A 13,764-nucleotide genomic window follows, 5' to 3' on the forward strand; every position below is an offset into this window, starting at 1 on the left:
AGCTCAAGTTCCCGCCGCTCACCGTCAGCGTCCCCGACCCGGACCCGGCCACGTCCCACACGCCTCCGGACGCGACCAGCTGGCCGCTCACGGTCCCGGAAAAGTCGCCGCCGCTGGAAACCGTGAGAGGATCGGCGATCACCGTCCCGCCGCCGCTGAGGGACTCCACCGAAGCGGAGCCGACGAAGCCAAGGCCAGCGTCGTAGGTCGCGCCGCCGGAAACCGTGAGGGGCCCGGAGCCGATGGTGCCGATTAGGGTTTCCCCTCTCACCACCGTGCGTCCGCGGAGTTGAAACGGATAAAGGCCGAAGCGAACGCGGCGAGGGCGGCGGCGATAGGTGTCAATCCATCCGCGGTTAAACGCGCCGATGCAATCTAGCGCAAAGCGCCGGAACTCGCAGGAAGATAACAGAAGGGAGGCCTCTGGGCCTCCCCTGGGATTCTCTGACTGGCGATGTCTTTAACCGTGTCGGAGTGCCTTTTCATCATCAAGGACAGCTACAGCCTTACGCAGGCCATCGGGGGCAAGGTGGGAATATCTCAGTGTCATTGCTGTATTGCTGTGGCCGCAGAGTTTGCTGACTGTCAGAAGGTCGATCCCGCTCTGGACAAGTGAACTGGCGAAGCTGTGCCGGAGGTCATGAAAACGGAAGTCCTTTATATCGGCTCTTTTCCGAAGATTCCCCCACATGTACTGAATATTTTTTACTGTGAACACGGGGGAATTATCTGGAGGATTGCCACAGGCAAGCCGCCACGTTGCGAGGGCCTGTATTGCTGTGGAGTTTAACGGAAGGTCAATCAGTTTTCCCCCCTTGGCATGTTCGGGAAGGACTGTGACGGTCTTACTGTCAAAGTTGATGTCCTTCCAGTGCAGAGAGAGCATACTGCCTTTTCTGAGTCCGCTGTTGAGTCCGAGTGTAACAAGCGGTTTCAGGCAGGCAGGTGTAGCAGGATCATCGAGGGCTTTTAACAGGCGATCCTTTTCATCGGGGGAGAGGAAGCGGGTCACGGCTTCCGAGTCGTTCTCTTTAAGGCGCTTCACTCGTTCGATGGGGTTCTGTCCGATGAGCCCGATTTCTACCGCGTGATTGAGTGCAGCTCTGAGCAGCGCCAGCCTGACGTTCAGCGTTTTTGCCTTCACTTCCTCATGTCGTTTCGTCTGCCACGTCATAATATCAGTCAAGCGGATACGATCCAGAGGTGTGTTCATGAGGGATTTAAATTCGAAGGATATTCTGCCAAGTGTCATTTTTGTGTCTCTATGGGTGGAAGAATACCAGGGGATATAGACATCCGTCAGATATTCCCCCAATGTCGGGACAGCAGCTTTTTTCTCATGAGGCTTTTCACCCCTGGCGATCTTCGAGAGGAAGTCTCTGGCAAGGTCGCGAGCTTCCGCCACGGTCAGGACATCGGCGCTTCCCAGCTTGTGATGGCTTTTCCTGCCGTCGGCAGTATAAGAGATGTACCAGGTACGCCTGTTGTCCATGGCAACGTAGAGACACAGCCCTCTCAGGCCGGTGTCGTTTATCCATCGGGATTTACCCTCTGGCGCTACAGTCTGAAAATTCCCCTGCGTCAGCTTGATTGACATCGTTATTCAGTCCTTCCCCTGTTTTTTGTTCCCCCTGTTGGTCATCGTTTTCGAGTTTTATAAGTCTGCTGCTGCTTTTTCTGGTGTTCTTCCTCTTTTTTCCGTTGGTCTCTCCTTGGTCAATTTTTATTATAAAATGGTGGTTAATTGAAAGTCAACGGTAGATAACAGTTAAAGGGTAAAAACAGTATTCGCAAACAGTTATGTCTAAAAATCCATTAAGGGGAAGGTGTTATTTTATGGGTATTATGAAAGTCAGCGTTCCGCGATAACGAATGCCCTTCCATTCGGGATATCGAGCTGCGTCGTTGTATTCCGGTTTGTTTTTCGGGGCGGAGCCGTCCAGGTATTCGCACCCGATCACCCACGTACCGGGACGGTCGGGTATGAACGTGACCCGCCCCGAAGCGTCGGTAGTGGCGTGAATGTATTCGTTGTTGCTTTCTTCTCCCTCTTCCGGCTTTTCGGGAAGCGGCGCTCCGTCATAAGTGGCGGATACCACGGCTCCGGCGAGGGGAGCGCCTCTCAAAAGAAACTGGAAGGTAACGGCCTGTCCCGAGGAGACCGGACCGGTGTCGGCGTCCTGTACGACTTCGAGAACATTTTCGTCTCCAATCCGGGCCGTGGCCGACATGTCGGCGGTCCAGTTCAGCAGGGTTTTACCGAACGCCACTGTCGGGCGGGTTCCACTGTTGAAATCGAACCGAAACGCAACTACAGCCGTTCCGGGCTTTTCGATTTTCACACTCGCCGTATCGAACAGTGATTTGCCGGGGGCGTTCCTGTCGGCGGGAGAAAAAGAAAGGGGCGTCGAACTCCCGTCGGCGAACCGAACCTTGCCCGTCATCGTCGCATGGCCGCCGGCATGGCCGGCGTCAAGCAAATTCTCGACGGAGTAGGCATATTCGATGAGTGGCTCGGCAAGGCCCGCCCTGATGTTGACCGTTTCTCCAGTTGACGCGGCGAACTTATCCGGAGCCGCCACGGGAAGATGAGCCGCCGCCGGGCGCGCCGCAGTAACTGAAAAAACTGAAAACAGCACTGCGATAGAAAAAAACTTCGTTACGAAATTTGAGAACATCTGAATCACCTCCGAAATATATTTGATTAATAAAACATTTTAGTACCAGAATTTTTCCTGTCAAGACGTTTTAATGATCAATAAATCACGAATTATAGACTTGATCTTATCGTCATGATGTCGCAGCGCGAAGATAATATAAGTTTTATCAGACTAATTTACAGACAGTTATCAGGCAGAACGCGCATAGACAATCCCTGCGCTGGAGTACAGAGCATAAGCCTGTTTCGTGAGATTTATTTACCTGCCTGGCGGCATGGGTTGCGGCGGGTTAAAATCAAGCCCAACAGGAGGAAACCGAAACTGCCCGCACCGGCCATACCAGCGGAACAACCGCTGCCGTCGCTGCTTTTGTCGTCGTTTGCGCTTCCGGCGATATAGAAAATGCTCTCGATTTTGCCGTCGGCTTTGCCGTCAAAGAGGATTTTTCCATCTTCGCCCACGGAAGAAAGCGTGATCGGAATGAAATGAGAACCGGAAACGTCTCGATCTGCGACGAGCGCTCCCCACCATGCCGTGATTTCGCCTTCGCTCATCCTGGAGACATCGAACCCGGCTTCCACTACGTCTTCCGTTACGTCGCGCTCCGTTCCGTCGTCGTAAACCTGCAGGATGCGCAGCCCGAGATTCGGGAATATCTCGCGGGGATGAAGGACAATCATGCCGCCAGTCGGGGTGACTCCGGAGGCGTTCAATTTTTCCTCCATATCTTTGTACAGAGATTCTCCAAGGTTGTCGGGCGCAAACGTGTACACGCCGCCGAAACCGGTCATGGCGCTGACGCCGGCCGCCGCTGTCGTGGGAATGGTAAAATCAGCTCCACTGTTGCCTTCGAGCTGATTCTTTCCCTCTCTGTAAATCTGACTGCTGCCATTGCCAACAGCGACATAACCGGCCCATCTCAGATTATTTTTTGAGAGGAACGCATCGGCTTCGGGAATCGCGCCCTCGATGAAATCCGCGAAAAACAATCCGGCCTCGTTGTTGGACTGCGGCATGAACAAATCTGTGGTCACCCGTTCCCGTTCTTCCGCCGGAGCATTGACATAAAGGAGCAAAGTCCCGCCATAAGCGACGCCATCTGTGTCGTAATGTCCGGCCGAGAGAAGCCAGAGAGAAGCACGGTCAGGGGTCACGGAGGCGATGCCCTGACCGTCTGCCACAGCCGAAACAGCCCACGCCTGTTCTCCGTCCGCGGCCAGCGGCATCCCCGCCCAGGCGGCGCTGACTGTCGCGCCCGGCAGTGGCTGTCCTTTGAAAAGAACCTTAACTTCAAACGGCTGATCTTTGGAGATGGAAAAGAGGTCGCTCACTGGAACCAATTCAAGAACGTCATCGTCTCCCACGGCGTTTTTGCCCGCTCCCGGCGCGATATTGAGGGCGCTTTTCGCGAATCCCACAAAAGGAAGCGGAGGGTCATGGGGCACGTTCATCCTCAGCGTCGCGGCAATATACGCGGCCCCTCCTTCGGCCACGGCAACGCTTGCCCTCTGAACATCGGAATTTTCGCCGTTGGTGTCCGACGGGTTTTCCGTGTTGTAAAACGAGAAACCGGATATACTGACTTTCCTGCCGCTTTCGTACACCAAATTGGCGTTCAGACTGTGGTCCATCCCGTAAAGTGAAAGGTCCGGCGTCGGAAAAGGTTCACTGAGCGTAAAATTGATAAACGCCTGCTCCCCCGCCTGGACAGTGCTGTAATCGGGGAAGGCCGTGAAAGAATGGGCCCCGGCCGGAGCGACCGGCAGCAGAAAGCATAACACGGACACCATCGTCACCAGAGAACACAATTTTTTCGTCAGAGCAAAAAACAGAAACTCTTCAGCATGATTCCGCTTATCCTTATCAGACACGTCAAAACCCTCCTTTATAAGTTTGTTCAATCTTACTTATTTTGAACAATAAAACACCTGCAAAGAAGTCGAATATTTCACTGCCGATTCTTTTTCACCGCTTAAAATATGAGTTTGTTTCTCTCCTGTAAAAGCTTGAGTAGATTATCATATTTTGTTTTTTAAGTCAAACTATTTTTTAAAAATAAACTATTATAGATTCGATATTTTCTGAGCAGAGTATTTCACCTGCGGAATGAAAGAGAAAAGCATATGATCGAAAATTAGTTATTGCTGTTGTTTTATTTATCTAACTCATGTATTGAGATTGAGAAAAAGGGCGGGGGTCCGATCTCATATCAATCGAAGAAGCTAATGTTTGAATGTCATTTGGGCTGAGAGGATGCCTTTCACGTCGCGCAGAAGTTTTTCGAGGCTCTCCAGCCGTTCATCCACGGGAAGTCGCTCCAGAGCGTCAATCTCGGCGAAAAGGGGTGCGGCCCGTTTCAAAAGGGACAGGGGCAGACTCGCCTTGTCATACTCCAGCAACAATCCGCCGGTCCTCGGATTGACCTCGGCTTGTCTTACACCGTTAATCTTCAGGAGTTCTTCCCGTATCCGCTCCGAGAATTTCGCGTCCGAAAGGGCGACGGATCGAAGACGGACGCGCCCTTCAATGAAACTTTCGATCATTTGTTTTTCATTCTCCCGTTGAAGTTGTCGTCGGATAACCGGTCAGAACCGGGGTCAGGCTGTAGACGCTGGAGCCGATCGTGGCGAGGTTGTGCAGAAGCGCGGAAGTCGCGGGTGTGAGGATTCCGCCGAGTCCCAAAGCGAGGAGGAAGGAGTTCGCGCCGACGATGAAAGCGAAGTTGCTGTAGATCTTCCGCATCGTGCCCGCAGCCAGTCTTCGCGCGTCGATCAGACCTTCGAGACGGTTTTCCGAGATGACGATGTCCGCTGTTTCACGGGCCACGTCCGCGCCTCCCCGCATGGCAACTCCCACGTCAGCGGCGGCCAGCGCCGGAGCGTCGTTGATGCCGTCGCCAACCATGACGACTTTGGCGCCCGAACGCTTCATCATTTTAATGGCTTCCGTTTTATCCTCCGGCAGGAGCTGCGCCCGAAATTCGTCCAGGGCCGTCTCACGGGCGACTTTTTCCGCGACGCGCGGGTTGTCGCCGGTAAGCATCACCATCCGATTGATCCCCGCATCGCGCAGGCGATTTATGACTTCGCGAGCGTCGCTTCGGAGGGGATCTTCGACGCAGAGCAGTCCGGTAAGCCGCCCGCCCTCCGCCAGATAGAGCGCGGAATAGTCTCCGGCCTCACGCTCAATGATTTCGCGCTGTTCGGAGGTTACGGGAATTTTTTCGTCCTCGAACACGAAATGAGCGCTGCCGATCAGCACCCTTTCGCCGCGCAGCCGCGAAACGACGCCGTGCGCAACCATATATTCCACGGTGGAGTGTTCTTCACGGTGAGAGAGGTTTTCTTCCTCGGCCAGCTTCACCACCGCGCGGGCGACGGAGTGGGGAAAATGTTCTTCCAGACAGGCGGCGGTACGAAGGACTTCTTTCCGCGCCCGCCCTTCGAAGGGGACGACTTTGGCAAGCCTCGGCACGGACACGGTCAGGGTTCCGGTCTTGTCAAAGACGACGGTGTCGGCAGCGGCCAAGGCTTCCAAAAATTTTCCGCCCTTGATCAGCACGCCCCGTTTGGTTCCTTCACGCATGGCGGCAAGGATAGCCAAAGGCGTGGACAGCCGGAGCGCGCAGGAATAATCGACCAGCAGGGCGCTGGTGGCTCGCACCGCATCCCGTGTCCACAGGTAAATGCCGCCAGCCAGCAGGAAATTGTACGGTACAATGGCGTCCGCCATGCGTTCCGCGTGATTCTGGACGTCGGCCTTCAAAGCGACGGAGGCGTCTATCATCTCGGCGATTTTACAGATGCGCGTTTCGCTGTCAAAAGCGGTGACGCGCAGGATCAACTCACCTTCTTCGACGATGGTTCCGGCGAAAACCGAGAGGGGAGGGACGCGGCGAACGGGTTCGGACTCTCCCGTCATTGCCGCCTGATTCACGGTGGCTTCGCCCTCGAAGACGACTCCGTCCACCGGAATGACGCCGCCCGCGCGGACGATGACGAGGTCTCCGATTTGAAGGTCCGCCGCCGGAATCCGCGTTTCCTCGCCGCCGCGGCGCACCCAGATTTTGTCGAGGTTTACCGCCAGGCTGCCGATCAGGCTCTCTCTCGATTTTTTGCGAGTCCAGTCCTCCAGAAGGTCGCCCAGCGCCAGCAGCGTCGTAATGACGGCGGCGGTGCGAAAATCTCTCCGAAGCAGAGACACGCCCACGGCGGACGCGTCGAGCACGGAGACGTTGAGACGTCCTGTGCGCAGCAGTTTGCAGAGCCCGCGTTTCAAAAGAGGCAGCGCCCGCAGAAGGGTAAACCCGTATCGCAGGACACCCGGCAGCAGAAAACGCCGCCCCAGCGCGCCGCCAAGAAGAGACGCCGCCGCTCCCGTCAAACTTTGTCGATCAGCCGGCGTCAGCGCCTCGACGTCCGCGTCTTCGTAAAATGACTTGTCCAAAAGCCTGACCGCCGTCAAAACGGACTCCCTGTCGCCTTCGTAATGGATCAGCAGACCTGACGTTCTGTGGGAAACAGCGACGCGCAGAACTCCCGGCTGCGTTTCCAGCAACAGGCCGATGACGCCGGCCTCCCGCATCGTGAACGCGCCGTCAGCACAGCGCAGCCGCAAACGGCCCGGCAGTTCGTGGACAATCGTAAAATCCATTATGGCCCGCTCAATCCGCCTTCGGGGAGTTCGCTTTTTTCTCGTTTACGTATTTTGCCTCGGCCAACACATCTTCAGCGGTTTCTTTGACCCGTTCAGCCATGGAAGCGACCCGATCCTTCAACTCCAATCCTTTTGCGGCAACAGCGACCGCCGTTTTTCTCCCGACCTGACTGCGGGCAAAACAAACCGCGCCCGCTCCTGCGAGGACTCCTGTTACAAATAACAATACCTTCTCACGATTCATGACTTAACCTCCTTAATTTATTGTCTTGTATTGTCTAATAATTGTATTGTGTAATTTATAAGGCAAGTTAGCATAATCAAACTTGAATGTCAAGGTCAGCTCATGGTCAGTTTGAAGCGGGAAGCAGCCGCGGCCGCGGCTTATGCGGCTGCCCGGGGAGTCCGAAGAATCCCGGGGATGAAGGCGGGAGCTGCGAGCAGCGGATGTTCGACACGTAAAATAAACCCGTATTTTAATTGCGAAAAGCGTTTTCATACGGGTTTTCCTGAGAGGGTTACTCCTTTTTTCAGAGGGGAGTAATCCTTTTTTTGAGAGGATTACTCCTGAAATCACCCTCAAAATCACCCTCGGCAGGCAAAGACAAATCGCCTGAAACACTTTATCCTGTGGAGCGGCAATTCATTCAAAAGCATTTAGACAAGGGGGGTTTTCATAAGTGAACAGGAAAAGATGTCTGACGGCGGTTTTGGGGTTGAGTTTGTCGCTGTCGCTGACCGCAGCCTCGTGGGGGGCCAGCCCGGCGAAGAACGCGAACGTCGTAGGGGAGTACCAGATTTTGGCGACCACGGCGGGAGGGCTCCAGGGGATGCAGGCGCCTTACATGCTCCGGCTGGACGCCCGGGGAACGCCGGGTGACCGTGAACAGAAGGCGGTTCACGCCATACCCGCCGGCATGAAGATGGGAAAGGAGCTTCCTCTGATTCGCCCCGATCGTCCGGCGGCTCAGGGGACCGCCAACAACGTCCCTCAGGAACAGCAGAACTGGACCCTGAAAATCTACTGGGGGTCCTCCAAAACCGTCCAGAAGGGTCAGCCCCTCGTCATTTCTCCCCAGGATATGAAGAGCGGTAAAGGGAAATTCGCGGAGCTGGCGGGCGGCGCGGGCGTTTGGAAGGGCGAGCCTCCCTCCGGCTGGGGCTGGGGCGAGTGGCCCAACAAACAGTCCTCTATCCCCGTGCCCGCCGGCGCGTCTCTCAGGGGCGGCCATCAGGTGACGGGCGGCTATCTGCCGGATATACAGTTCAGCATGGATCGGCACGACTTCCTCCCGCCCCTTTCCGTGAAGACCGGAGGCGACGTCAACTCCTCCATCTCCCTGTCCTGGAGTCCCGTAAAAGGGGCCGCAGGCTACTTCGTCAGCGCGGTGGCGGCGAACCAGGCGAAGAAGGAGACGATCATCTGGACTTCCTCGTCCAGGGCCAGCATGGGGATGCAGACCCACGAGCACTCCTCCCGGATTAATGAGCTGGTGAGCTCCGGGGTCGTTATGGGGCCGGATAAAAGCGCCGCCGACGTTCCGGCGGGAATTTTCGCCGGGTGCGAGGGCGTGATGCTCATGGCCAGCGCCTGGGGCGAGGATTATTGGGCCTCCTATCCGCCCAGGCCCGCCAACGCCCCCAAAAACTGGAAGCCCGACTGGACCGTCAACGCCCTGTTCCTCTCCACCTGGACGGGAATGCCGGGGGTGGACGTGGAAGCCATGTCGCGGGGTATGGGCGGGGGAGACTACCAAAAATATCAGCAAAAATATCAGGAGGAAGCGGACGAACAGGACAAACAGGGCGAGGAGAAGCAGCAGAAACAAAAGCAGCAGAAAAAACCCGGCCTGCGTCTGCCTGTACCAGGTTTTAAATTCTAGCTTTTTTAAATTCTAGCTTAGAGAAGCGTCTTTTGACAGCACAGAAACCGGCGGTCTGCTGACGGCGAGGAAGCTGAAAAAACGACTGGGGGAAATGATCATGATAAAAAAATTTACCGCGATTTTAGCGTTGGCGTGTTCGATGTTTTTCGGCGGCGTGACAGGCGCCGCGCCCTCGGAGGCCGCGGACCCCGAACCCGAAGGGGGCTCGGTGGTGGTTCAGAAGGAACGCGGGCTCCTGGACTGGACGCAGAACTACATTGAGTCCGAGGGCATGGCGGTGGCTCCCGTAAACGTGAAAGGCGCTCAGGCCAAGGCGCTGGCCCGTCGCGGCGCGATCGTGGACCTTCAGCGCAACCTGCTGGAGTTCATGGGCGGCGTGCAGGTGGACGCCCGGACGACGATGGACAACTTCATGGCGGACGACCGGGTGCGCACGGAAGTGAGCGGGATCATCAAAAACGTGGAGCTGCTGGAGGGTCAGTGGGACGGCGAGTCCTACACCATCAGGGGTCGAATCCGCATAGGACAGCTCCGCGTCGTCATGGCGAACAACAACCTTTTGCCCGTGCCCGCGCCCAAGCCGGTGTACGGGGCCACGCCCGACGTGACGATCATCCTGGAGCCCGACCCGGCGCCGGCCGGGAAGCTCGAAGCGCCGAAGAAGCAGAAGTTCACAGGACTGGTCATCGACGTGCGGCACCTGCCTTACGTTCCGGCCATGACCTTCCAAGTGTTCGACGCCAGCGGACGTCCGGTCTACGGCATCGACTTCGTGAACCAGAGCAGCTACCTGCAATCGGGGCTCTGCGCTTACTACAACAACATCAATTACGCCAAAGGCGAGGTTCACGTGGCTTCCAGCCCCATCGTGGCCAGGGCCGTGAAGCTCAGCGACGGCAACGTCAACATCATCATCTCCAACGCGGACGCCGCCAAAGTGCGAGCCAGCTCCCCCGACTTCCGCAGGGAGTGCAAAGTGATCGTCGTCAGCAAGTGATAAAGCAGTAAACAGGGGAACGGAGAGCATGAGAAAATCCGTTATTTTTAGTGGGTTTGGTGGGTTTCGCGCCGTCCTCGCCGCGCTCTTCTTGTTGAGCTCCGTCAGCGCGGCGGCAGCGGGCGTTCGGAAGGACGGCGGCGTCTGGATCGTGGACGACGCCACGGGGTACGCGGCAGTCAGGGGCAACAACAGGAACGCCGCCCGCGAAGAGGCCAAACGCGAGGCATTCCGCGACGCCATAGAAAAGGCTTTGGGCGCGTTCGTGGACGCCGTCACCGAGATGGAGAACTACCAGGTCGTCAGGGACAGGGTTTTCTCCAAGGCTCAGGGCATCGTCAAAAAATTCGACATCGTGAAGGAAACGGTGGACGCGGACGGGATGATGACCCTCGTCGGCGTGTGTCGCGTGGAGGAGGCCGCCATGGACGGTATCCTGGGTCCGGCGGTCATCGACGCCATGGGGAACCCCAGGGTCATGTGCTGGATCGATGAACGGTTCGAGGAGCGCTACGGAGACGGCGTCGGCGCGAGCAGAGAGGAAAAGTCCCCCTTCATCTCCACCACGGAAGGGCTGATTCTTGCCGCCTTCGAGAAAGCGGGCTATCAGATCATCGACCCTGAGCAGGTCCGCTCCATCATGAACATCGATCCGGCTCAGGCCTGGGACGACCCCAGGAAGATGGACGACGCCATAAAAACCCTGAAAGCCGACGTGGTCATCCTGGGCAAAGCCTACGCCAGCGCCCACACGCCCAGCCGGATAAAAGTGTCGGGGATTCCTCTCTGGGGCGTCCGCGCCACCGTACAATTGAAGGCCGTGGTCAGCAGGAGCGGACAGCAGCTGGGCTCTCAGATCGTCGAGAAAATGACCCAGGGCCAGACCGTGGAGGACGGCGCGGTTCGGGGCTTCCAGCAGGCAGCGCCGCCGGCGGCCGGCAGCATCGTCCACAAGGTTGCCTACGCCATGCTGGGCGCGGGGCCGGGGATTCCGGGCCTGACGGTGACGGCGAAAATCACCGGTGTTTCCTTCGCCAGATCCGAGTCTCTGCTGGAGGCGCTCCGGGAGTTCGCCGGCAAGGGCGGTGGGGTTTACGACCGTGAATTTAAGGACGGGCTGCTGGAGGTGGACGTGGTTTCGCCGAAAAACGCCCGCGCCGTGGCGGCGTTCCTGACGGAAAACGGCGTCGAGGTGGACAACCTGGAGGGGCGGATCGTGTACGGACGCGTGAGCAGGGCCGAAACGGAGGCGGATAAAGGCGTGAAGGGCGCTTCCATCGGCGTCAGAATAACGGGCGTTCCATCCTTCGACGACGCGAGCGAGCTGGAGGACGCTCTCGCGGAGTTCCTGTCCGACGGGGGAGAAGTGGAGTCCAGCTACAACGACGGAGTTCTGGAGCTGAACGTGTTTACCGCGAAACGGGCCCGGGACGTCGCCTCTTTCCTCTCGAAGCAGGGAGTGAAGATCACCGGCTCCTCGTCCGCTTCCGTCTCCGGCGAGTGGATCGGAAAATAAGAGGGATTCCAAAGGGCCTTCGGTCCTTTGACGGAGTCTGAAACGGAGCTTCAGTAAGGAGAAAAAGTTATGACGACTCGTTTTCGCGCTTTTGCGCGCGCGGTGTGCGCGATTCTTTTGTTGTGCCTGTCGCTTTGTTCGGCGGAGGCCGCTCTGAAGCGGGGAAAACTGGGGACGCCTCAAAAAGCGCCGGAGTTCCAGCCCGAGCCTCTGCCCAGGCAGGGAACGGTGGCCGTGCTGGTGCGGGGCCCCGACCCTCAGCATGACGCCGTGACGGCGGGCATCGTGGCCCAGCGGCTCATCGCCGGCGGCTATAAGGTCGTGGACCAGAAGAAAATGGCGGAGATGCGCCGGAGCGAGGCTGCGCGTCTGGCACTGGAGCAGACTCGGGAGGCTCAGCGCATGGCACTGGAGGGCAACATCGATGGTATCATGGGACTGGATGCCAAATACGGCAGGGCCATCCGGGGGCTTGCCTCCAGGTACGGAGTGGAGACGGTGGTCACCATCGACGTCAGCGTGGACGGCGACTCCCGGCGCAACGAATTTGATATGTTCACCGGAACGGCTTCGGCGGCGGTGATGGCGGTGAGCTCGGGGGGCAGAGTCCTGTACTCCGACACGGTTTCGGGCAGGCAGGTGGGCTACACGCGCGGCGAGGCGGAGCGGAATGCCGTGGAAGCGGCCGCCACGACAGCCGCCGACCGCATGGCCCGGTGATTTCATCATTCCAGGGAGGTCTTATGAAATGAAGCGTAAGATGTTCGGAGCCTTTTTGGCCGCGGTGGTTCTCCTTTTGGCCGCTCAGTGGAGTCGGGTCTGGGCGGCGGACCGGGAAATCGTCCGGATGGGCGTGATGAAGTTCGTCAGCAAGACGAGCAAGGTTTCGACGCAGCAGGCGGACGCCATCACGGACTTTTTCACCCGCAACCTCGCCAATTCCAAGTCCATCGCCCTCATTGAGCGGGAACGCCTGGCAGCCATCGGCCGTGAGCAGAAACTCAACATGTCAGGGCTGGTGGATCCCAATATGGCTGTGGAAATCGGGCGGCTGGCGGGCTGTCAGTATATCCTTCTCGGCTCGGTGACGTCGCTCACGGTGGACAACTCCACCACCGGAATTTCGGTGTTCACTCAGACCAAAGAGAAGGCGAACGCCACGGTGGACATGAGAGTGCTGAACACGACCACCGGCGAGGTGGCCCTGGCTCTGTCGGAGGTTGGCGCGGCCGACAGTTCGGCCGCAGGAGTGAACATCGGCGGGCTCAAGAACGTGGAGTCCTCAGGGGGCGACATCGGCGCTCGCGCCCTGGAGGCGGCGATCCTGAAGCTGGCGAACCGGATAAAAGAGGAGTTTGCCGGCGAGTATTCCCACGTGGTGTCCGTCTCCGGTAAAAACGTCAACATCAGCGTGGGAGCCACTTCCGGAGCGCGAAAGGGCGACCTCTACCTGATTTACGCCGAGGGGCCGGAACTGTTCGACATGGACGGCGACTCGCTGGGAAGAGAGGTGCACCCCATCGCCGCGGTGAAGGTAAACGACGTCCAGGGCAACTTCAGCTCCGCCCAGGTGATCGCCAATGGAGATAACTCCGGACTGATTCGGCGGGGCGACAAGATTAAACCGACCACTTCGGGAGAAATCAAGGGAATGGAGTTTCCCAGGGCTCGGCCCGGAAAGAGGACTTACGACGACACCGCAAACCAGCTTTTCGGAAACGCTTCCGGCCCGGAAGCTTCGGCGCCGGCCTATGAAGCGCCCCGGACCGATCCAACTCCCGCGCCGGCTAAAACTTCGGCGGGCGGCTACGAAAACGAGTCCACCGACCCCGCGAAGGTGATTCCCACCTATCCCCTTTCCCCGGAGGAGATCAACCTGCTGCGCATCACCCACAGCGGCCTTGCGCGGCGCAGCGGCAAAGAAGCCTACGACAGGTACGTGGAGCTGGCGGGGTCTTACGACGGAGACTACCTGGCGGCGTACCGGGCGGGCGAACTGGCCCGGCAGCTGAAGAAAAACAACGAGGCGACGGAATGGTTCAACCGCGC

Annotated in this window: 12 protein-coding genes; 5 read left to right on the forward strand and 7 right to left on the reverse strand. The window is 57.8% G+C overall.

The window, feature by feature from the left end; genetic code table 11:
• The 7 genes from LBR61_11700 to LBR61_11730 form a co-directional block, all read right to left on the reverse strand.
• A partial coding sequence (locus tag LBR61_11700) for a hypothetical protein (GenBank protein ID MDR1732747.1) occupies positions 1–271 on the reverse strand: 271 nt, incomplete at its 3' end.
• A 189-nt stretch (positions 272–460) separates the two neighbouring features.
• On the reverse strand, positions 461–1,597 hold the full coding sequence (locus LBR61_11705) for a site-specific integrase (protein ID MDR1732748.1): 1,137 nt from the start codon (positions 1,595–1,597) through the stop codon (positions 461–463).
• Between the two features lie 232 nt (positions 1,598–1,829).
• Positions 1,830–2,678, reverse strand: coding sequence for a DUF4198 domain-containing protein (locus LBR61_11710; GenBank protein MDR1732749.1), 849 nt, complete (start codon positions 2,676–2,678; stop codon positions 1,830–1,832).
• A 236-nt stretch (positions 2,679–2,914) separates the two neighbouring features.
• Entirely contained in the window at positions 2,915–4,531 is a 1,617-nt protein-coding gene (locus tag LBR61_11715) for a DUF4198 domain-containing protein (protein MDR1732750.1), read from the reverse strand.
• A gap of 351 nt (positions 4,532–4,882) precedes the next feature.
• Positions 4,883–5,203 (reverse strand): heavy-metal-associated domain-containing protein, encoded by a 321-nt coding sequence (locus LBR61_11720; GenBank protein MDR1732751.1) that lies wholly within the window; start codon positions 5,201–5,203, stop codon positions 4,883–4,885.
• Positions 5,204–5,210: 7 nt separating this feature from the next.
• Entirely contained in the window at positions 5,211–7,313 is a 2,103-nt protein-coding gene (locus LBR61_11725; protein MDR1732752.1) for a heavy metal translocating P-type ATPase, read from the reverse strand.
• 10 nt (positions 7,314–7,323) lie between these two features.
• Positions 7,324–7,560 (reverse strand): YtxH domain-containing protein, encoded by a 237-nt coding sequence (locus LBR61_11730; protein ID MDR1732753.1) that lies wholly within the window; start codon positions 7,558–7,560, stop codon positions 7,324–7,326.
• 436 nt (positions 7,561–7,996) lie between these two features.
• Here LBR61_11730 and LBR61_11735 point away from each other — a divergent pair, with 436 nt between their 5' ends.
• The 5 genes from LBR61_11735 to LBR61_11755 form a co-directional block, all read left to right on the forward strand.
• Complete coding sequence (locus tag LBR61_11735; protein ID MDR1732754.1) at positions 7,997–9,199, forward strand: hypothetical protein; 1,203 nt, start codon at positions 7,997–7,999, stop codon at positions 9,197–9,199.
• 100 nt (positions 9,200–9,299) lie between these two features.
• Positions 9,300–10,199, forward strand: a complete 900-nt coding sequence (locus tag LBR61_11740) for a hypothetical protein (GenBank protein ID MDR1732755.1) — start codon at positions 9,300–9,302, stop codon at positions 10,197–10,199.
• Positions 10,200–10,227: 28 nt separating this feature from the next.
• A complete protein-coding gene (locus LBR61_11745; GenBank protein MDR1732756.1) occupies positions 10,228–11,715 on the forward strand; it encodes a hypothetical protein in 1,488 nt (495 codons plus the stop codon).
• A gap of 69 nt (positions 11,716–11,784) precedes the next feature.
• Entirely contained in the window at positions 11,785–12,435 is a 651-nt protein-coding gene (locus tag LBR61_11750) for a hypothetical protein (GenBank protein ID MDR1732757.1), read from the forward strand.
• Between the two features lie 28 nt (positions 12,436–12,463).
• Positions 12,464–13,764 (forward strand): hypothetical protein (locus tag LBR61_11755; protein MDR1732758.1); only part of this gene is annotated, 1,301 nt, incomplete at its 3' end.

The organism is Synergistaceae bacterium, from assembly GCA_031272035.1.
GTDB lineage: Bacteria > Synergistota > Synergistia > Synergistales > Aminobacteriaceae > JAISSA01.

Coding starts and splice junctions, on each gene's coding strand:
- LBR61_11720 (MDR1732751.1), bottom strand. CDS start 5,203: ATGATCGAAAGTTTCATTGAAGGGCGCGTCCGTCTTCGATCCGTCGCC.
- LBR61_11745 (MDR1732756.1), top strand. CDS start 10,228: ATGAGAAAATCCGTTATTTTTAGTGGGTTTGGTGGGTTTCGCGCCGTC.
- LBR61_11750 (MDR1732757.1), top strand. CDS start 11,785: ATGACGACTCGTTTTCGCGCTTTTGCGCGCGCGGTGTGCGCGATTCTT.
- LBR61_11730 (MDR1732753.1), bottom strand. CDS start 7,560: ATGAATCGTGAGAAGGTATTGTTATTTGTAACAGGAGTCCTCGCAGGA.
- LBR61_11740 (MDR1732755.1), top strand. CDS start 9,300: ATGATAAAAAAATTTACCGCGATTTTAGCGTTGGCGTGTTCGATGTTT.
- LBR61_11705 (MDR1732748.1), bottom strand. CDS start 1,597: ATGTCAATCAAGCTGACGCAGGGGAATTTTCAGACTGTAGCGCCAGAG.
- LBR61_11725 (MDR1732752.1), bottom strand. CDS start 7,313: ATGGATTTTACGATTGTCCACGAACTGCCGGGCCGTTTGCGGCTGCGC.
- LBR61_11710 (MDR1732749.1), bottom strand. CDS start 2,678: ATGTTCTCAAATTTCGTAACGAAGTTTTTTTCTATCGCAGTGCTGTTT.